The organism is Pseudomonas sp. W15Feb34 (assembly GCF_023127765.1).
Classification (GTDB): domain Bacteria; phylum Pseudomonadota; class Gammaproteobacteria; order Pseudomonadales; family Pseudomonadaceae; genus Aquipseudomonas; species Aquipseudomonas synxantha_A.
The window spans coordinates 80578-99701 of record NZ_SPKN01000037.1; the positions used below are offsets into that span (position 1 = coordinate 80578).

Annotated in this window: 12 protein-coding genes; 7 read left to right on the forward strand and 5 right to left on the reverse strand. The window is 60.2% G+C overall.

All coding sequences use genetic code 11. The features are described from left to right. The first annotated feature begins 89 nt into the window (after positions 1 to 89). From topA to E4O97_RS17980, 3 genes are all read left to right on the forward strand, one after another. Positions 90 to 2711 (forward strand): type I DNA topoisomerase, encoded by a 2622-nt coding sequence (topA, locus tag E4O97_RS17970; RefSeq protein WP_005786156.1) that lies wholly within the window; start codon positions 90 to 92, stop codon positions 2709 to 2711. A 193-nt stretch (positions 2712 to 2904) separates the two neighbouring features. Beyond that, on the forward strand, positions 2905 to 3426 hold the full coding sequence (locus E4O97_RS17975; RefSeq protein ID WP_032877217.1) for a DUF6586 family protein: 522 nt from the start codon (positions 2905 to 2907) through the stop codon (positions 3424 to 3426). A 115-nt stretch (positions 3427 to 3541) separates the two neighbouring features. Then, a complete protein-coding gene (locus tag E4O97_RS17980; protein ID WP_005786160.1) occupies positions 3542 to 3775 on the forward strand; it encodes a hypothetical protein in 234 nt (77 codons plus the stop codon). Between the two features lie 54 nt (positions 3776 to 3829). Here the strand turns inward: E4O97_RS17980 and sulA are convergent, their stop codons facing one another. Both sulA and lexA read right to left on the reverse strand, forming a co-directional pair. Further along, positions 3830 to 4303, reverse strand: a complete 474-nt coding sequence (gene sulA, locus E4O97_RS17985; protein ID WP_005786162.1) for an SOS-induced cell division inhibitor SulA — start codon at positions 4301 to 4303, stop codon at positions 3830 to 3832. A 10-nt stretch (positions 4304 to 4313) separates the two neighbouring features. Then, positions 4314 to 4922 (reverse strand): transcriptional repressor LexA, encoded by a 609-nt coding sequence (gene lexA, locus E4O97_RS17990; protein WP_003172575.1) that lies wholly within the window; start codon positions 4920 to 4922, stop codon positions 4314 to 4316. A gap of 263 nt (positions 4923 to 5185) precedes the next feature. Here lexA and E4O97_RS17995 point away from each other — a divergent pair, with 263 nt between their 5' ends. The 3 genes from E4O97_RS17995 (at position 5186) to E4O97_RS18005 (ending at position 10473) form a co-directional block, all read left to right on the forward strand. Then, positions 5186 to 5893, forward strand: coding sequence for a TetR/AcrR family transcriptional regulator (locus E4O97_RS17995; RefSeq protein WP_005786171.1), 708 nt, complete (start codon positions 5186 to 5188; stop codon positions 5891 to 5893). Between the two features lie 136 nt (positions 5894 to 6029). Further along, on the forward strand, positions 6030 to 7040 hold the full coding sequence (gene nagZ, locus E4O97_RS18000) for a beta-N-acetylhexosaminidase (protein WP_248161868.1): 1011 nt from the start codon (positions 6030 to 6032) through the stop codon (positions 7038 to 7040). 127 nt (positions 7041 to 7167) lie between these two features. After that, on the forward strand, positions 7168 to 10473 hold the full coding sequence (locus E4O97_RS18005) for a DEAD/DEAH box helicase (RefSeq protein ID WP_248161869.1): 3306 nt from the start codon (positions 7168 to 7170) through the stop codon (positions 10471 to 10473). 101 nt (positions 10474 to 10574) lie between these two features. On the opposite strand, the gene E4O97_RS18010 is transcribed toward E4O97_RS18005, so the two are convergent. Genes E4O97_RS18010 through mfd form a run of 3 tightly spaced genes read right to left on the reverse strand, consistent with a single transcriptional unit; the run spans position 10575 to position 17302 of the window. Next, positions 10575 to 13265 carry a DEAD/DEAH box helicase gene (locus E4O97_RS18010; RefSeq protein WP_078820625.1) on the reverse strand — a complete coding sequence of 897 codons (2691 nt, stop codon included), beginning with the start codon at positions 13263 to 13265 and terminating at the stop codon, positions 10575 to 10577. Between the two features lie 9 nt (positions 13266 to 13274). Then, positions 13275 to 13841 (reverse strand): CsiV family protein, encoded by a 567-nt coding sequence (locus tag E4O97_RS18015; RefSeq protein WP_248161870.1) that lies wholly within the window; start codon positions 13839 to 13841, stop codon positions 13275 to 13277. 11 nt (positions 13842 to 13852) lie between these two features. Continuing rightward, complete coding sequence (gene mfd, locus E4O97_RS18020) at positions 13853 to 17302, reverse strand: transcription-repair coupling factor (protein WP_148852349.1); 3450 nt, start codon at positions 17300 to 17302, stop codon at positions 13853 to 13855. A gap of 340 nt (positions 17303 to 17642) precedes the next feature. Between mfd and E4O97_RS18025 the strand changes: the two genes are divergently transcribed. Next, positions 17643 to 19106, forward strand: a complete 1464-nt coding sequence (locus tag E4O97_RS18025; RefSeq protein ID WP_032803369.1) for a glyceraldehyde-3-phosphate dehydrogenase — start codon at positions 17643 to 17645, stop codon at positions 19104 to 19106. The last annotated feature ends 18 nt before the right edge of the window (positions 19107 to 19124 follow it).

Genomic DNA, 19124 nt, shown 5'->3' on the forward strand with positions numbered 1-19124 from the left:
TTGACCTCACCTTGTTGCCACTATATATAGCGTTGCCGCGACAGGCGCCAACTGCCTTTCACTTCTCGAATTCAGGAATTTTCCGATCCATGGGCAAATCGCTGGTCATTGTGGAATCCCCGGCTAAGGCCAAGACCATCAACAAGTACTTGGGCAACGAGTACGTGGTGAAGTCGAGTATCGGCCATATCCGAGACCTGCCCACCAGCGGTTCGGCTAGCGCCAGCAAGGAGCCTGCCGCCAAGCGCGGCAAGGCGGCCGCGGGCGAAGGTCCGGTGCTCAGCCCTAAAGAGAAAGCGCGCAAGCAGCTGGTCTCGCGCATGGGTGTGGACCCGGACCATGGCTGGAAGGCCAAGTACGAAATCCTTCCGGGCAAGGAAAAGGTCATCGAAGAGCTGCGCCGGCTCGCCAAGGATGCTGACACCATCTATCTCGCGACGGACTTGGACCGCGAAGGGGAAGCCATTGCCTGGCACCTGCGCGAAGCCATCGGCGGTGATGACAGCCGCTACAAGCGTGTGGTGTTCAACGAAATCACCAAGAAAGCCATCCAGGAAGCCTTCTCCAAGCCGGGCGAGCTGGATATTGACCGCGTCAACGCCCAGCAGGCCCGTCGCTTCCTCGACCGCGTCGTGGGCTACATGGTCTCGCCACTGCTGTGGGCGAAAATTGCCCGTGGTTTGTCCGCCGGCCGTGTGCAATCGGTTGCGGTGAAGCTGGTGGTGGAGCGTGAGCGTGAGATTCGTGCGTTCAACCCCGAAGAATACTGGGAAGTGCACGCCGATCTCGGCACCGCCAAGGGCGCCAACGTGCGCTTTGAAGTGGCCCGCGAGAAAGGCGAGGCCTTCAAGCCGCTGAACGAAGCCCAGGCCATGGCCGCGCTGGAGAAGCTCAAGGCCTCCAGCTACAGCATCGTCAAGCGCGAAGACAAACCGACCAGCAGCAAGCCGTCGGCGCCGTTTATCACTTCTACCCTGCAACAGGCCGCGAGCAACCGCCTGGGCTTCGGGGTGAAGAAGACCATGATGATGGCCCAGCGTCTGTATGAAGCCGGTTACATCACCTACATGCGTACCGACTCCACCAACCTGTCGCAAGACGCGGTGGCGATGGCGCGCACGTATATTGAAAGCGAGTTCGGCAAGACCTATCTGCCGGAGAAGCCGAACGTCTACAGCAGCAAGGAAGGCGCACAAGAGGCTCACGAAGCGATTCGTCCTTCCGACGCCAACACCACGCCCGCCAAGCTGAGCGGCATGGAGCGTGACGCTGAGCGCCTCTACGAGCTGATCTGGCGCCAGTTCCTGGCCTGCCAGATGCTGCCGGCGCAATACCTGTCTACCACTGTCAGTGTGGGCGCTGGCGACTTCGAGCTGCGCGCCAAGGGCCGTATCCTCAAGTTCGACGGCTACACCCGTGTCATGCCGCAAATCGCCAAGCCTGGCGATGACGACGTGCTGCCGGACATGGCCCAGGGCGATACGTTGAAGCTGATCAAGCTCGACCCGTCCCAGCACTTCACCAAGCCGCCGGCGCGCTATTCCGAAGCCAGCCTGGTGAAAGAGATGGAAAAGCGCGGTATCGGTCGCCCGTCGACCTATGCAGCGATCATTTCTACCATCCAGGACCGTGGCTACGTCGCGCTGCACAACCGTCGTTTCTATTCGGAAAAGATGGGCGATATCGTTACCGAGCGTCTGTCCGAGAGCTTCTCCAACCTGATGGACTACGGCTTCACCGCCGGCATGGAAGAGAACCTCGATGACGTGGCCCAGGGCGAACGCGACTGGAAAAACGTGCTGGATGAGTTCTACGGCGACTTCAAGAAAAAACTCGAAGTAGCCGAGAACCCTGAGAGCGGTATGCGCGCCAACCAGCCGGTGATGACGGATATTCCGTGCACCACCTGCGGTCGACCAATGCAGATTCGTACCGCCTCCACGGGCGTGTTCCTCGGTTGCTCAGGCTACAGCCTGCCGCCCAAAGAGCGCTGCAAGGCGACCGTCAACCTGGTGCCGGGTGATGAAATCGCGGCTGATGACGAGGGTGAATCCGAGTCGCTGGTGCTGCGTGGCAAGCACCGCTGCCCGATCTGCAGCACGGCGATGGACGCCTACCTGCTGGACGAGAAGCACAAGTTGCACATCTGCGGTAACAACCCCGATTGCAATGGCTACGAGATCGAAGAGGGCACCTACCGTATCAAAGGCTATGAAGGTCCGAGCCTGGAATGCGATAAGTGCGGCAGCGAGATGCAGCTCAAGACCGGCCGTTTCGGCAAGTTCTTCGGCTGCACCAATCCGACCTGCAAGAACACGCGCAAACTGCTCAAAAGCGGTGATGCGGCGCCGCCGAAGATGGATCCGGTGAAGATGCCGGAGCTCAAGTGCGAAAAGGTCAACGACACCTACATCCTGCGTGACGGTGCTTCGGGGCTGTTCCTGGCTGCCAGCCAGTTCCCGAAAAACCGCGAGACCCGTGCGCCGCTGGTGATGGAGATCGTGCCGCACAAGGACGAGATCGATCCGAAGTACCACTTCCTGTGTGAAGCGCCGAAGAAGGACCCGGATGGTCGCCCAGCCGTAATCCGCTACAGCCGCAAGACCAAGGAGCAGTACGTGCAGACCGAAGTGGACGGCAAGCCTACCGGCTGGAAAGCGTTCTACGACGGCGGCAAGTGGAAGGTCGAGGACAAGCGCCAGGGCGCTTGATCCACCGAATGTGCTGAAGATCCAATGTGGGAGGGGGCTTGCCCCCGATGAGGGAGTGTCAGTTGATACATCTGTAACTGACCCACCGCCATCGGGAGCAAGCCCCCTCCCACATTTGCACTTGCAGTACGTTCGGCTGATCCGTGACACTGTTCAGCCAGCATCACGCCTATTCGTTGTGGAGATTGCCGTCATGGCCAACGAACTCTATACCCGTACCAATCAGAAAATTTACTTCGCGGGTTTATCCCTGGACGCCCTTGGCCGTGCAGAGGAAGGGAAGGAGATGAATGCCATCGCGCTGGTGCAGGCGGGACGCGAAGCGGCCTTGTTCCATCTCTATGGCGCGTTGCTGGGGCTGTGTCATGAAATTGCAGGGTTCTACCGCTTGCCCCAGGCGGGTGCCCCCCGTGCAGAAATGATCATGAATCGTGAAGTGCTCGATTCGATGGCGATCCCTGAGTTGGCCGAGTTGGTGGAAATGGCCCAGAGCCCTGACAGTTGGGTGGCACGGCTGCTCAAGGCCCATGCCGATATGTTCCATCCACCACGTATTCCCCATGTGCCCAAGGGCGATGTCACCCAGCCGCTGATCGTTGCCGTGGCGTTGGAACAGGATGAGCCCAAGCCCTTGGGGCGCGAAGAGTTGGAAGGCTGGCGCCAGGAGCTGAAAAAGATGGCGCTGCGTTTCCGTGAGGGGTTGAACGAGTGCTGAAGGTAGGCGCTCGCCGGGCACCATTCATCAAGCCGTAAAGAAACCTGCCCGGTTCCTCTGCGAGGCTGGGTGGATGACTGATATAATCTCGGCCTTTCGTGGAGAACAGACTTTTATGCCAACGTCCTTTCTGGAAATTGTTGAACTGCCTGATGGCCGAATCGAACTGCGCCGGGCTGAGGACGAAGGTTCTCTGGTTATTCTGGATTTTTCCGAAGATGCCAAAGTGTTCCTGCAGGGCCAGCACGTGGAAGTGGCTAAAGCCATGTTGAGCGTGGGCGTGCAGATGGCAGGTCGCCTGGCTGAAGGCGAGCCGGAGAAGGACGACGGCCCGCGGGTACTTCACTGAAGTCTTGTGGTGAAGGGGCTTCCAAGCCCGATCACTGCAAGCCAAGCTGTAGTTTTATCCCAAACGAATATTCAAACTCTGAGCGTCGCCCGTACGTGCGGCACTGATGAGTTGCTGCTTGGCGCTCGCATTCAACGGATTCAACCAGCTCACCACCGTATGACTGCGGCCTAGACGCAAGGCCTCACAGGTCAACTGCTGGGCGCTCTGCGCTCCCCGTGGCTGCAACAGCAGGATGCGCTCGCGGTTGAGGCCGGCGTCCCGCAGCCAGGCCTGGGTCAGGCTGGCGGGCGGGGCGATCAGCGTCAGCCAGCGTGCGTCCTGGTCTTCGCTCAATTCGCGCAGAATTGGCGCCAGCAGGTTCAGGCAGCTTTCGGCTGCACCGCGCAACGACAATTCACTGAACGCCTCAGGTTCACCGCCCCAGGGGGCTTCGACCGTTTCCTTGAGGATGGGCGCAAGGGGTTGGGCCATAAAGGCCTCGAACAGCGACAGTTGTGTGTGTTGTGGGGTGTGCACGAGCTGCATGATGCCTCCTTTAGCGGCGAATGACGCCGACACTCAAGCCTTCGATCACCAGGTCCTGATCTTTCAGGTTGACTTCAATCGGGGCGAACTCAGGGTTCTCGGCCAGTAGCCAGACCTTGCTGCCTTCACGCTTGAAGCGTTTGACCGTGACCTCATCGCCGATACGGGCGACGACGATCTGGCCATTGCGGGCTTCACGGGTGGTATGCACGGCGAGCAGGTCGCCATCGAAGATGCCTACGTCCTTCATGCTCATGCCGTGAACACGCAACAGATAGTCGGCGCGAGGATGGAAGAAGGTCGGGTTGATGTTGCAGGATTCCTCGACGTGCTGCTGCGCCAGGATCGGCGCACCGGCAGCGACGCGGCCGATGATCGGTAGTGTCGATTCGTCGGCCTTGGCTTCAAAGCCAGGGATGCGGATACCGCGTGAAGCCCCTGGAGTCATCTCGATCGCGCCTTTGCGAGCGAGCGCCTTGAGGTGTTCTTCCGCGGCATTCGGGGACTTGAACCCCAGTTCCAGGGCAATCTCCGCACGGGTAGGCGGGTAACCGTTGTCATCAAGGCAGCGCTTGATGAAGGCCAGAATCTCGGCTTGGCGTGGCGTCAGTTTTAGCATGTTGATCGCTCTGTCTTTTTATACAGTGACTGGGATTATATACAGTGAACTGCGCTTGGCAATCATCCTTTTGCGCGACTCCGCTGGACGGTCATGCGTCACCCTTCCTACAACGTAGATAGGGTGTTGCCTACACGGCGAAAGGGATGTGATTAAATAGCGATGAAAGGGGTGACTGCCCGGCCGGAAAGCGAACCCGCAGGCTTGACAAGACACACTCTGAAACGTATGTTTCAAACAAGTGTTTGTCAGGCGGAGTAGCCATGGCCCAGTCGGAAACCGTTGAACGCATTCTCGATGCTGCCGAGCAATTGTTCGCGGAAAAAGGATTTGCTGAAACCTCATTGCGGCTGATCACCAGCAAGGCTGGGGTCAACCTCGCTGCCGTGAACTATCATTTCGGCTCGAAAAAAGCCCTGATCCAAGCGGTGTTTTCCCGCTTCCTGGGGCCATTCTGTGCCAGCCTCGACCGTGAGTTGGAGCGCCGCCAGGCCAAGGCTGATCACAAGCCAAGCCTGGAAGAGCTGCTGGAAATTCTTGTAGAGCAGGCGTTGGTCGTGCAACCTCGCAGTGGTAATGACCTGTCGATCTTCATGCGCCTGCTGGGCCTGGCGTTCAGCCAGAGCCAAGGCCACCTGCGTCGTTACCTGGAAGACATGTACGGCAAAGTATTCCGCCGCTATATGTTGCTGGTCAACGAGGCGGCCCCACGTATTCCGCCTATCGAACTGTTCTGGCGCGTGCATTTCATGCTCGGCGCTGCGGCGTTCAGCATGTCCGGGATCAAGGCGTTGCGAGCGATAGCCGAGACCGATTTCGGCGTGAACACCTCGATCGAACAGGTGATGCGCCTGATGGTACCGTTCCTCGCTGCGGGTATGCGCGCCGAGACCGGCGTCACCGACTCGACCATGGCCGCCGCCCAACTGCGCCCGCGCAGCAAAACTGCACCGGTCGCCGCCAAGGTTTGATCGCCCCTGGGTGTGCGTGGCCACTTGCATCCGCTAAGCTAGCCGCCATGCCGATTTCAGCTATTTATCCGTAACCCGTCGTGCTGACCGTGCCTGGTCAGCACGACGGGTTGTGTGCGTTATTTAAGGAAGGTTTATGACTGCTGCCCTGCAAGGTTCTTTGATGGTCGACGTTGCCGGTACCTGGCTGACGGCCGAGGATCGTCACCTGTTGCGCCAACCGGAAGTGGGCGGCCTGATTATTTTTGCGCGCAATATCGAGCATCCACGCCAGGTTCGCGAGCTGAGTGCGGCGATCCGTGCGGTGCGCCCGGACCTGCTGCTGGCGGTCGACCAGGAAGGCGGGCGCGTACAGCGCCTGCGCCAGGGCTTTGTGCGCCTGCCAGCCATGCGCGCGCTGGCCGATAACCCCAACGCTGAATACCTGGCAGAACAGTGCGGCTGGATCATGGCCACCGAAGTACTGGCCGTGGGTCTCGACCTGAGTTTCGCCCCAGTGCTGGACCTGGATTACCAACGCAGCGCCGTGGTCGGCACTCGCTCCTTCGAAGGCGACCCCGAGCGCGCCGCCGTACTGGCCGGTGCCTTTATTCGCGGCATGAACAGCGCCGGCATGGCCGCCACCGGCAAGCACTTCCCCGGGCACGGTTGGGCCGAGGCCGATTCCCACGTCGCGATTCCCAATGACGAACGCAGCCTGGAACAGATTCGTGCCAATGACCTGGTGCCTTTCGCACGCTTGAGCAAGCAATTGGCCGCAGTAATGCCTGCGCATGTGATCTACCCGCAGGTCGACAGCCAGCCCGCCGGGTTCTCACGCCGTTGGTTGCAGGACATCCTGCGCGGCGAGTTGCAGTTCGACGGGGTGATTTTCAGTGATGACCTGTCCATGGCGGGCGCCCATGTGGTCGGCGATGCGGCGAGTCGGATCGAGGCGGCGCTGACGGCGGGTTGTGACATGGGGCTGGTGTGCAATGACCGCGCGGCTGCCGAGCTGGCACTCACCGCCGCGCAGCGGATGAAGGTTACGCCGTCGGCGCGGATTGCGCGTATGCGTGGGCAGGCGGTTGCGTCGACTGATTACAAACAGGATCCGCGCTGGTTGACGGCTCTCACAGCGTTGCGGGACGCTCATCTGATTGAGTGAACGGCGCCTGTGCTGTTAAGAAGCTTGGTGTAAGAAGCGTCTGGATATGGCTGTAGCTATCTCTTACCGCCTTGTAGGAGTCGCCCTGCTTTAAATCTCGTTGCTGACCGCTGTAGAGTTCTGCTCCATGAATGACCTGATTGCACGTATCGTCGAGTTGGATTGGCAGGAATACTTTGACCCTCGCTCGCTGGAGCGTGGCTTTGAGTATGCTGGCGAAAATCGTCTTGAGATAAAAGAATTCGGACAGGACAGACTGATTGCACAGTGCAAGGGGTCTGGCCGGAATGTCTATAGCCTGGCGATTACCCTGGAGGGGGCAACATCCCGTTGGACGGGCCTCAGGTGCGTGTGTTCTTGCCCGGTGGCGATCAATTGCAAGCACGCCGCTGCAACCTTGTTTACGTTGACCGCGCTGTATGACGAGCTGAACGAACCGAAAAAGCAGGTGGCCGACCGTCTGAGTCCGCAGCTCGAAAGCTGGCTTGAGAGTATTCCTGAGCCCACCCAGGTGGGTGAGGTTCAGCCCAAGAATACCGGTACCTGTTTGCTGTATCAGATCACTCCCGAGGTTTATTCCAGTGGCTGGTTGTTGGACGTGTACCGGGCGCGCTTGACGAAAAAAGGTGACTACAGCGATATCAGGCCGCTGTACTCGATGGATGAGACATTGCGGCGCGCCCCTGGTTATATGCATGAGCTGGATACGCGTATTGGTCGACTGCTGATGTTGGGCCGCTCTTATGGGAGTTATGGCAGCAGCTTTCAGCTGGCGGGCGAGATGGGGGCTGAAATTCTCCAATTGGCGTTGAAAACCCAGCGCCTGTTTCTTGAGGTGGGCCCAAGACTGGCGCTTAACCCTGGCCCGGCCCGCACCGCTCGTTTCGATTGGGCTGTGATGCCCGATGGCAATTACATTCCCAGTTGGATCAGTGACGGGCTCGAGTTGGACGACGTGTTGCCCCTCAAACCGCTTCATTATCTTGACCTCGATAACATGGCAATCGGGGTGGTTGAGCACGGGCTGGATGAGAATCTGGCCATGCATCTGTGCAACTTGCCGATGATTCCTGCTGATCAAGTCGCGTTATTCAGTCATCGCATCAGCGCGGCGTCCAAGGTGATTCCGCCGCCGCGCAAGCTGACCGAGCGTGTAGTCGATACGTTGGAGCCTCAAGGGTGCCTTACCTTGGGAAGCGACGAGTCCTACATGTACAGCCAGACCGACTATCGGCGGGTGATCACCCTGGAACACCGCGCTGCCTTGGCTTTCCGTTACAACACCAGCCAGGTCAGCGGCAAGGGCACTGAGGACATCCTGTTTCTCAACGGCACCGAAACCCAGCGCATTCAACGCAAGCCGGCGGCTGAAAAAGCCCTGCGCAAGACGCTCACAAAAATCGGCTTCAAAACGGTCAATCGTAAAACCCGTGCGCTGCCTGCCAGTGCAGGAGAGATGTTCGATCTACCCAATGATGAAGCCTGGCTGGCGTTTGTTGAGAGCGGGCTGTCGGTTTTGCGTGAGGCAGGGTGGGACGTCGTCATCCATCCGGGGTTTTATTACGATGTGGAGGCTGTAGACGGCTGGTACGCGGACATCGAAGAGTCGCCCGGCCACGAGTGGTTTGACCTTGAGCTGGGCATTGAGGTCAACGGCGAGCGTCACAGTCTGCTGCCAATCGTATTAGACTTGATGCGTCGTCAACCCAAACTGCTTGACGCCGCCTACATGGCCGAGCGTGATGATCAGGAGCGCGTGTTGGTCAGTCTGGGCGCCCGAACTCATACCAAAGTCGCGCTGCCCTACGGTCGTATCAAACCCCTGATGGCGACCCTCGGCGAACTCTACCTGCGTGCACCGGAAGGCGATGCACTGCGGCTGAGTGCGCCGGATGCGGCACGGCTCAGTAACCTGGATGCACTACCCTTGGTCTGGCAGGGCGGCAAGCGACTGCGTGATTTCGCCAAGCGCCTTAAAGACTCCATTCACGTTCATGTGCCGGCTCCTCGGGGCCTGAACGCGGAACTGCGCGGCTATCAGCTCGAAGGGCTGAACTGGATGCAAACACTGCGCGAGCTGGAAGTCGGCGGGATCCTGGGTGACGACATGGGGCTTGGCAAAACCCTGCAGGCGCTCGCACATTTGCTCTGCGAAAAGCAGTCTGGCCGTTTACAGGCGCCTGCACTGGCGGTAATGCCCACCAGCTTGATCCCGAACTGGATGGACGAAGCTGCGCGTTTTACGCCACAGCTCAAAGTCCTGGCACTGCACGGTGCGCAGCGTCAGGCTGACTTCATGCGCTTGACCGATTACGACCTGGTACTCACCACCTATGCACTGTTGCCGCGGGACCTCGAAGTCCTGCAGCCTCAGCGCTGGAGCGTGCTGATCCTGGACGAAGCGCAAAACATCAAGAACCCCAACAGCAAAGCGGCCCAGGCTGCTCGTCAGTTGGAGGCCGGTCAGCGTTTATGCTTGAGCGGTACGCCTTTGGAAAACCACTTGGGTGAGCTGTGGTCGCTGTTCCACTTCCTGTTACCGGGCTGGTTGGGCGACAGCAAAACCTTTAATCGTGATTACCGTACGCCCATCGAGAAACACGGTAATGCGCAGCGTATGCAGCACCTCAGCGCACGTATCAAACCGTTCCTGTTGCGACGTAAAAAGGAGCAGGTCGCGACGGAATTACCGCCCAAGTCCGAAATCGTCCACTGGGTCGAGCTGAGCGACGCACAGCGGGATGTCTACGAAACGGTACGCGTGGCGATGGACAAGAAGGTGCGCGACGAAATCAGTCGGCATGGCGTGGCCCGTAGCCAAATCATCATTCTCGAAGCACTGCTCAAACTGCGCCAGGTGTGCTGTGACTTGCGCCTGGTCAAATCTGCGCCGGTGACTAAAGCTGTCAAGGCCGGCACTGGCAAGTTGGGCAGCCTGATGGAGATGCTGGAAGAGTTACTCAGCGAGGGGCGGCGGATTTTGTTGTTCTCGCAATTCACCTCGATGCTGGCGTTGATTGAAGAAGAGCTCAAGCAGCGTGGGCTTGAGTATTCGATCCTGACGGGAGACACCCTTGACCGACGTACGCCAGTGAAGAACTTCCAGGACGGCAAGACACCGTTGTTCCTGATCAGCCTGAAAGCGGGCGGTACGGGCTTGAACCTGACGGCGGCCGATACGGTGATTCATTACGATCCGTGGTGGAACCCTGCAGTGGAGAGTCAGGCCACCGACCGGGCTTATCGTATAGGCCAGGATAAGCCGGTGTTTGTGTACAAGATGATTGCCCGGGGCACGGTGGAAGAGAAGATCCAGGCGTTGCAGTTGGAAAAGGCGGCCTTGGCTGATGGTGTGTTGGAAGGGGGCGCCAGTGCCGGTTGGAAGCTGGAGCAGCGGGATATTGAGGCGCTGTTTGCTCCTTTGCCTGGCTGAGGACCGCGTCGCGGCCATCGCAGGCAAGCCAGCTCCCACATTTTGATGTGTGAATACATTCAAGTGTGGGAGCTGGCTTGCCTGCGATAGCGATCTAACAGTCAGCGCTTCTCTTGCTTATTAGGCAGTGGTGCGAAGAGCGCCTCGATATCCTCATTACCCAACTGCCAATCCCCAGTCGTACGCCCATCCAGCACGCCCGCCGCCAAGTCGGATTTCTCCTTCTGCAAGTGCTGAATTTTCTCCTCCACCGTGCCCCGCGCAATCATCTTGTACACAAACACTGGCTTTTCCTGCCCGATGCGATACGCACGGTCGGTGGCCTGGTTTTCCGTGGCCGGGTTCCACCACGGGTCGTAGTGAATCACCGTGTCGGCTTCGGTCAGGTTCAAACCCACGCCACCGGCCTTCAAGCTGATCAAAAAGATCTGCAACTTGCCGCTCTGGAAATCCTTCACCGGTGTACGTCGGTCACGGGTCTGGCCGGTCAGCAATGCGTAGGCAATCCCGCGTTTTTTCAGTTCGATTTCGATCAGGCTCAGCATCGAAGTGAACTGCGAGAACAGCAGAATCCTGCGACCTTCGGCAAACAGCTCGTCAAGCATGTCCATCAGGCTGTCGAGCTTGCCCGAGCTGCTGCCACGCGCCGGCAGAGTGGCGTCGTTGACCAGGCGCAGGTCGCAGCACACTTGTCGCAGTTTGAGCAGCGCTTCAAGGATGATGATCTGGCTGCGGGCCACGCCCTTGCGGGTGATTTCGTCGCGGACTTTTTTATCCATGGCCAGACGCATGGTTTCGTACACGTCGCGCTGGGCCTCGTTGAGGTCGACCCAGTGGATGATCTCGGTCTTGGGCGGTAATTCCGTGGCCACCTGTTCCTTGGTACGGCGTAGCAGGAAGGGCTTGATCCGACCGTTGAGGTGCTGAAGTCGCACTTCGCTGGCGCGCTTTTCAATCGGCACGCGGTAATCACGGTTGAAGCTCTTCACGTCGCCCAGCCAACCCGGCAACAGGAAGTGGAACAGCGACCACAGTTCACCCAAGTGGTTTTCCAATGGCGTGCCGCTCAGGCACAGGCGCTGGCGGGCATTCAGCTCGCGTGCGGCCTGGGCGGCCTTGCTGGACGGGTTCTTGATGTACTGCGCTTCATCCAGGATCAAGACGTGCAAGGGCAGGGCGGCGAGCGTGTCGATGTCCTTGGGCAGCAGGGCATAGGTGGTCAGCAGCAGGTCGTAGTCGTGCAGGTTGGCGAAGTGTTTCTTGCGCCCTGCGCCGTACAGCGCCTGCACCCGCAGTTGCGGGGTGAAGTGCGCTGCTTCGTCGAGCCAGTTCGGAATCAGGCTGGTGGGCATCACGACCATGCAGGGCCGATCAAGGCGCCCGGCGATTTTCTCGGTGAGAATATGCGCCAGGGTTTGCAGGGTTTTGCCCAGGCCCATGTCGTCCGCGAGAATCCCGCCCACTTCCAACTGGCGCAGTGACTGCATCCAGCTCAAGCCTTCCAGTTGATAGGGGCGCAAGGTTGCGTTCAGGCCCTCGGGCGCCACGCAGGTGAAGTCCTTGATGTCCCGCAGGCGTTGGGCGAAGTTGCGGATCTTCTCGCCACCCTCCCATTGCAACGGCAGGTCTTCCAGCGGGTTGAGCCTGATCGCGTCGGCCTTGGCCAGGCGCAACGTCGTGGTGCCGGTTTCTTGCAGGTAGAACTCGCCGAGAGTCGCCAGCACCGGCTTCAAGCGCCCGTAGGGCAGCGCCACTTGCAGCGGGCCGTGGCCGTTGGGCAGCCCGGGGATATTCACCAGGATCAGTTCATCATCGCGGCGCCTTGCGAGTTTTTCCGGGTTGAGGATCTCGGTGTGGGAGCGCATCAGGTTCAACAGGATCGGCAGCAGGCTCAACCGCTCGCCATTGACGATGATGCCCAACTCCAGGTCGAACCAGTCACGCTCCGGCGCTTCATCGACGCTGGCGTACCAGTCGTCCACCGGGCTCAGGTCGAAACCGAAGTCTTCATCGATTTGCAGCTCCCAGCCCTCGGCCCGCAGCGTGGGCGATGAGTTGAGCGTGAAGTTCAGCCAGGCGCTGTCATTGACCATCTCGAACAGCTCGCCGGCGCTTTCAGGCAAGGCCTTGCTTTGGCGCGTAGCGATCTTGAAACCCAGCAGACGCAGCTGTTCGCGACAGGCTTGTTCCAGCTCGGGGTGGCGCTTGATTCGCAGGCTTTGGGTGTCCTGGCGCACGATGATATCGGCGTTCTTTTGCCCACTGACGTAATTGCCCAGGTAGTTGAACGACAGTGCCGCACGGTGCTGGATATAGCGCTGCATCTTGCCGTTGCGCGGTTCGAACGCGCTGAACTCGACGCTGGCCAGCCACAGGCGTGGCACGGGCCGCACATCCTCCATGACCACCTGCGGCAGGACCACGCGGTTATCCAGCACGGCCTGGAGTTTTTCCAGCAGTTGCGCATCCTGGGTCGCCGCCGGATAGGCCAGGGTTTCCTGGACCTTGAGCAACACCGCCGCGATGTGTTTGCAGTTGGTGTGCACCGGGCAGGTACAGCGGCTATCCACCAGGATCAGCAGGCCCTTGGCCGACTCACGCAACGAGATGGTTTGCCGATAGACGTTACCGCCGGAGCCTTCGCAACTGGCGGTAATGGTGCTGTCACCGCACTCGACGATGCGCACGCGATTTTCCAGTGCGTAACGCCGCCCGCGCTCCAGGCTCTGCTCTTTGAAGCGATTGGCCCACGAAGGGGCCAGGGGTTTGGTCAGAGGCGAAGTGAGGGGCATGGCGCTGGATCAGTCCTGCATGTCGGGCGGTGGTGCGCTGGGCGGCTTGGCGGTCAGCGAGGTGATCTTGATCAGCAACGCCAGGTGGCCGCCGTCCAGGTAATTAAGCTGGTTGTTCTTGGTGCGTACGTCTTTCTGCGCCAGGTGTTCACTGGCGATCACGCTGCCGTTGCCGTCGAACTGGTTGATCCAGAAGTCGGCATCGATGTCGGTGAAACGACCCAGTTGCAGGCTCAGCACGCCTTCGATAGGGAACTGGCCGAATTGCTCCTGGCCGTCGGTGATCGCGATCCTCACCGGCTGCTCGCCCAGGTTCTGTTCCCAGGCCTTGTGCGCGAGCACGGTGTAGTTGGAATCGGCGCGCAATTTTTCGACGATGTTGCCCAGGCGCGGCGGGCTCAGCCGCTCGCCCAGGCGCGGTGCACCTTCATCCCAGTTTTCCGGCGCGGCGCGGCTGTTGATCACCGGCTCGGCATTCTGGCGCACCAGGATCATTTCCACCTGGTACGGGCTGTCGGCAAATGCCGAAGGCGTGAGTACCACCAACAACAGGCTCAGAATGCGGAACAAGCGCATGGCGGCGTCCTTCAAGCGGATTTCGGGATGAGGCGCTCAAACAGCGCCTCCAGGGTATTGAAGCGTTCTTCGGCACGTTCCATCGGCACCATGAACTTGAACAGCGTAGCCCCTTCGAACTTGTAGCGGTTGGGCTGGCCCTGGATCAGCTTGATCAGTACCAACGGGTCGACCGGCGTCTGCGCTTCGAATTCGATACGCCCACCTTGCGGCCCGGCGTCGACCTTCTTGATCCCCAACTGCTCGGCCTGCAACTTGAGCAGGGTCAGGCGCACCAGGTTCTTGGTCGGTTCGGGCAGCAGTCCGAAGCGGTCGATCATCTCTACTTGCAGGTCCTTGAGGCCCTCTTCGTCGGTGGCCGAGGCGATGCGCTTGTAGAGGATCAGTCGCGCATGAACATCCGGCAGGTAGTCTTCAGGAATCAATGCCGGCAAGCGCAGGTTGATCTCCGGGCCGCCGCCCAGGGGTTGATCGAGGTTCGGTTGTTCGCCCTTGCGGATGGCTTTCACTGCGCGTTCGAGCATCTCCATATATAGCGTGAAGCCGACCGCCTGGATCTGCCCGCTCTGGCCGTCCCCCAGCAGTTCGCCGGCGCCACGGATTTCCAGGTCGTTGGTGGCCAGCACAAAGCCGGCGCCGAGGTCCTGGGTGTTGGCGATGGCTTCCAGGCGCTTTTCCGCGTCGCTGGTAATTTGCTGGCGCGGCGGTGTAAGCAGGTAGGCGTAGGCCTGGTGGTGACTGCGCCCGACGCGGCCGCGCAGTTGGTGCAGCTGCGCCAGGCCGAACTTGTCGGCGCGCTCGATGATGATGGTGTTGGCGCTGGGCACGTCGATGCCGGTCTCGATGATGGTCGAGGCGATCAGCACGTTGAAGCGCTTGTGGTAGAAGTCGCTCATTACCTGTTCGAGTTCGCGCTCGCGCATCTGCCCGTGGCCGATGGCGATACGGGCTTCCGGCACCAGTTCGGCGAGGTCGGCGGCGCATTTCTCGATGGTCTTCACATCGTTATGCAGGTAATACACCTGGCCGCCGCGCAGCAGTTCACGCAGCAGTGCTTCCTTGACCGTGCTCTTGTTCTGCTCCATCACGAAGGTGCGCACTGACAGGCGGCGTGCGGGTGGCGTCGCGATGATCGACAGGTCGCGCATACCCGATACGGCCATGTTCAGCGTGCGCGGAATCGGCGTAGCGGTGAGGGTAAGGATGTCGACTTCACTGCGCAGGGCCTTGAGCTGTTCTTTCTGACGCACACCGAAGCGGTGTTCTTCGTCGATGATCACCAGGCCCAGATTCTTGATCTTCACGTCGTCCGACAGCAGTTTGTGGGTGCCGATGACGATATCGATCTTGCCCTCGGCCAGGTCGGCAACGGCGGCATTCACTTCCTTGGCGGACTTGAAGCGGCTCATCACCTCCACGGTCACTGGCCAGTCGGCAAAGCGGTCGCGGAAGCTGTTGTAGTGCTGCTGGGCGAGCAGGGTAGTCGGCACCAGGATCGCCACCTGGCGACCGCCGTGCACTGCAATAAAGGCGGCGCGCATGGCCACTTCGGTTTTGCCGAAGCCCACGTCGCCACACACCAGGCGGTCCATCGGCTTGGGCGCGAGCATGTCGGCGCGCACCGCCTCGATGGTGGTTTGCTGGTCCGGAGTTTCTTCGAAGGCGAAGCCGGCACTGAAGGTGGCGTAGTCGGCTTTCGGGTCAGCGAACGCGTAACCTTCGCGGGCGGCACGGCGGGCATAGATGTCGAGCAATTCTGCGGCCACGTCGCGAACCTGTTCGGCGGCCTTGCGCTTGGCTTTCTGCCAGGTCTCGGAGCCCAGGCGATGCAACGGTGCCAAAGCGTCGTCGCTACCGGTGTAACGGGCGATCAGGTGCAGGCTGGCCACCGGCACGTAGAGCTTGGCGCCCTCGGCGTATTCCATGGTGAGGAATTCGGCGGCCTGGTTGTCGATCTCCAGTGTCTGCAAGCCCAGGTAGCGGCCTACACCATGGTCGATGTGCACCACCGGGGCGCCTTCGCGCAGCTCGGTGAGGTTCTTGATCACTGCGTCATTGTTGGCGTCTGCGCGTTTTTCCCGGCGACGGCGTTGCATCACGCGCTGGCCGAAAAGCGGGCTCTCGGCGATCAGTGCGAGGGCCGGGTCGTCCAGCAACAAGCCTTCGTCCAAGGGGGCGATGGTGATCGCCAGGCGCTCTTTGCTATTTACAAAATCCGGCCAGCTGTCGACGGTCTTGGGCCGCAGTTTCAAGCGTTCCAACAGCTCCAGCAGCACTTCGCGGCGCCCGGCGGACTCGGCGGTAAACAGCACGCGGCCAGGGAAGTCACCGAGGAAGTTGGACAGCGCTTCCAACGGTTGCGTGGCTTTGGCCTGGATCGCCAGGTCGGGCAGGGTTCCCGCGGGGAAGCGTTCCCGACCACTGCCGGCGTCTACATCTTGTTGGCTGGCGACCACGCGCGGCCAGTTTTTCAAGCGGGCGAAGCAGTCTTCTACGGGAAGGAACAATTCGGCGGGCGGCAATAAAGGCCGGGACGGATCGACGCGGCGCTCTTCATAGCGGTTGCGCACGTCGTTCCAGAAGTTTTCCGCCGCCTGCTCGATGCCTGGCAGCGAGAACACCTGGGTGTCCTGGGGCAGGTAGTCGAAGAGGGTGGAGGTTTCGTCGAAGAACAATGGCAGGTAGTACTCGATACCCGCTGGGGTAATCCCGCTGCTTAAGTCCTGGAAGATTGGGCAGCGACGGAAATCCACGTCAAAGCGCTCACGAAAGCGCGCCTTGAAACGGGTGACCGCGTCTTTTTGCAGCGGGAACTCCCGCGCCGGCAGCAGCTTGATCGAGTCGACCTTGTCGATGGAGCGCTGGTTTTCCGGATCAAAGGTGCGCAAGGTCTCGATTTCGTCATCGAACAGGTCGATGCGATACGGCAACTTGCTGCCCATCGGGAACAGGTCGATCAGGGCGCCGCGCACTGCGAACTCACCGTGCTCGTACACCGTGTCGACGCAGCGATAGCCGCTGGCTTCCAGGCGCGTGCGCATCTGTTCTACGTCGAGCTTCTGGCCGATATCCAGCACCAGGCTGCTGCCGAGCAGGAACTTGGTCGGCGCCAGGCGGTGCAGCGCCGTGGTGATCGGCACCACCAGCACGCCGTGGGCCAGTTCCGGCAAGCGGTACAGGCTGGCGATGCGCTGGGAGATGATGTCCTGGTGCGGCGAGAACAGGTCGTAAGGCAGGGTTTCCCAGTCGGGAAAATGCAGCACCGGCAAATCCGGGGCGAAGAAGCTCAGCTCCTGCTCCAACCGTTCGGCACTTTGGCTGTCGGCGGTGAGCAGCAGGGTAAAGCGCTTGGCTGCGCTGGCAGCCTCGGCAATGGCCAGGCTCAGGGCGGCACCGGGCAGGTTGCCCCAGTGCTGTTTACCTGCCGCGGCAGGGAGTAGCGGTAGACGCAGAACGGGCACGGAAGGTTGAGCTCCAAGCGTTGCGACAAAGTCGGTAATTGTAACGGCCCCAGGTGCCGCCTGTCAGTTGCTGACTGTGCCTATTACGGTTTACAGGAAATGTAGTGGCTAAGACAAACAATGACCGGTTTTGACTCAATATGTAGTGCCAAAATGCGCGAATGTTTAGGAGGGTTACGGACAAGTCGGCGATGGCGCTCGACTGGTGGCCTTCTGGAGCCCGCGTATTTACTGGGCTCCAGCGAGGTTTCAGTTTTTCGCAAGCCGTTTTTGTTGTCCGGGGCGCATTGCTCCCCGGACACTCGGACGGCATAATGTAGCCCCTTTTTTCTGCCCCTACATGTGGAAGGTTCCCGTGACTCAGAAGCCCGACCAGTGTCTTGGTGAATGGATCGACCGTGAAGCACTCGCAGAAGCGATGATTCCGCTTATCGGCCAGCTGTACCGCAATAACAATGTGGTGAGCTCGATCTATGGCCGCAGCCTGATCAACCAGTCTGTCATCGCGATTCTCAAAGCTCACCGCTTTGCGCGCCATCGCTCCGCCGACGACAGCGAACTCTCCGTCCACGAAACATTCCCACTGCTTAAAGCCATGAGCGAGCTCAAGCTCGGCGCGGCTTCGGTAGATCTGGGCAAGTTGGCCTACAAATTCCGCAAGGAAGGCGCCGGCCGCAGTGCCGAGCAGTTCGTGCGTGAAGAAATGGCCGATGTGGTTGGCCAGCAAAACGCTGCCGCCCGCAAAGGCACCGACGTGGTGCTGTACGGCTTCGGCCGTATCGGCCGCCTGCTGGCGCGCATCCTGATCGAGAAAACCGGTGGCGGCGACGGCCTGCGCCTGCGTGCCATCGTGGTGCGCAAAGGCGCCGAGAACGACCTGACCAAGCGCGCCAGCCTGCTGCGTCGCGATTCGGTACACGGCTCGTTCAACGGCACCATCACCATTGACGAAGAAAACAACACCATTACCGCCAACGGTAACCTGATCCAGGTGATCTACGCGAAGAACCCGACCGAGGTGGATTACACCCAGTACGGCATCCAGGACGCCCTGCTGGTGGACAACACCGGCGTATGGCGTGATGCCGAGGGCCTGGGCCAGCACCTGGCTTGCCCGGGTATCGACCGTGTCGTGTTGACCGCGCCTGGCAAAGGCAAGCTCAAGAACATCGTGCACGGCATCAACCACGCTGAAATCACCGCTGACGACAAGATCGTGTCCGCCGCTTCCTGCACCACCAACGCCATCGTGCCGGTGCTCAAAGCTGTGAATGACAAGTTCGGTATCGTCAACGGCCACGTTGAAACCGTTCACTCGTACACCAACGACCAGAACCTGATCGACAACTTCCACAAGGGCGATCGCCGTGGTCGTAGCGCCGCGTTGAACATGGTGATCACCGAGACCGGTGCTGCCACCGCTGCTGCCAAGGCCCTGCCTGAGCTGGCCGGCAAGCTGACCGGTAACGCGATCCGTGTACCGACGCCGAACGTGTCGATGGCTATTCTCAACCTCAACCTTGAGAAAGCCGCCACCCGCGAAGAGATGAACGAGTACCTGCGCTACATGGCGCTGCACTCCGATCTGCACAAGCAGATCGACTTCGTCAACTCGCAGGAAGTGGTCTCCACCGACTTCGTTGGCTCGCGCCACGCCGGTGTGGTGGACGCTGAAGCGACCATCACCCAGGACAACCGTGTTGTGCTGTACGTGTGGTACGACAACGAGTTTGGCTACAGCTGCCAAGTGGTTCGCGTGATGGAAGACATGGCTGGGGTCAACCCGCCTGCGTTCCCGCGCTAAGCCTTTGGGCTGAATGAG

Excerpts from the sequence above, each read along its gene's own strand:
- topA (WP_005786156.1), top strand. The coding sequence starts at position 90 with ATGGGCAAATCGCTGGTCATTGTGGAATCCCCGGCTAAGGCCAAGACC.
- E4O97_RS17975 (WP_032877217.1), top strand. The coding sequence starts at position 2,905 with ATGGCCAACGAACTCTATACCCGTACCAATCAGAAAATTTACTTCGCG.
- E4O97_RS17980 (WP_005786160.1), top strand. The coding sequence starts at position 3,542 with ATGCCAACGTCCTTTCTGGAAATTGTTGAACTGCCTGATGGCCGAATC.
- sulA (WP_005786162.1), bottom strand. The coding sequence starts at position 4,303 with ATGCAGCTCGTGCACACCCCACAACACACACAACTGTCGCTGTTCGAG.
- lexA (WP_003172575.1), bottom strand. The coding sequence starts at position 4,922 with ATGCTAAAACTGACGCCACGCCAAGCCGAGATTCTGGCCTTCATCAAG.
- E4O97_RS17995 (WP_005786171.1), top strand. The coding sequence starts at position 5,186 with ATGGCCCAGTCGGAAACCGTTGAACGCATTCTCGATGCTGCCGAGCAA.
- nagZ (WP_248161868.1), top strand. The coding sequence starts at position 6,030 with ATGACTGCTGCCCTGCAAGGTTCTTTGATGGTCGACGTTGCCGGTACC.
- E4O97_RS18005 (WP_248161869.1), top strand. The coding sequence starts at position 7,168 with ATGAATGACCTGATTGCACGTATCGTCGAGTTGGATTGGCAGGAATAC.
- E4O97_RS18010 (WP_078820625.1), bottom strand. The coding sequence starts at position 13,265 with ATGCCCCTCACTTCGCCTCTGACCAAACCCCTGGCCCCTTCGTGGGCC.
- E4O97_RS18015 (WP_248161870.1), bottom strand. The coding sequence starts at position 13,841 with ATGCGCTTGTTCCGCATTCTGAGCCTGTTGTTGGTGGTACTCACGCCT.
- E4O97_RS18025 (WP_032803369.1), top strand. The coding sequence starts at position 17,643 with ATGTGGAAGGTTCCCGTGACTCAGAAGCCCGACCAGTGTCTTGGTGAA.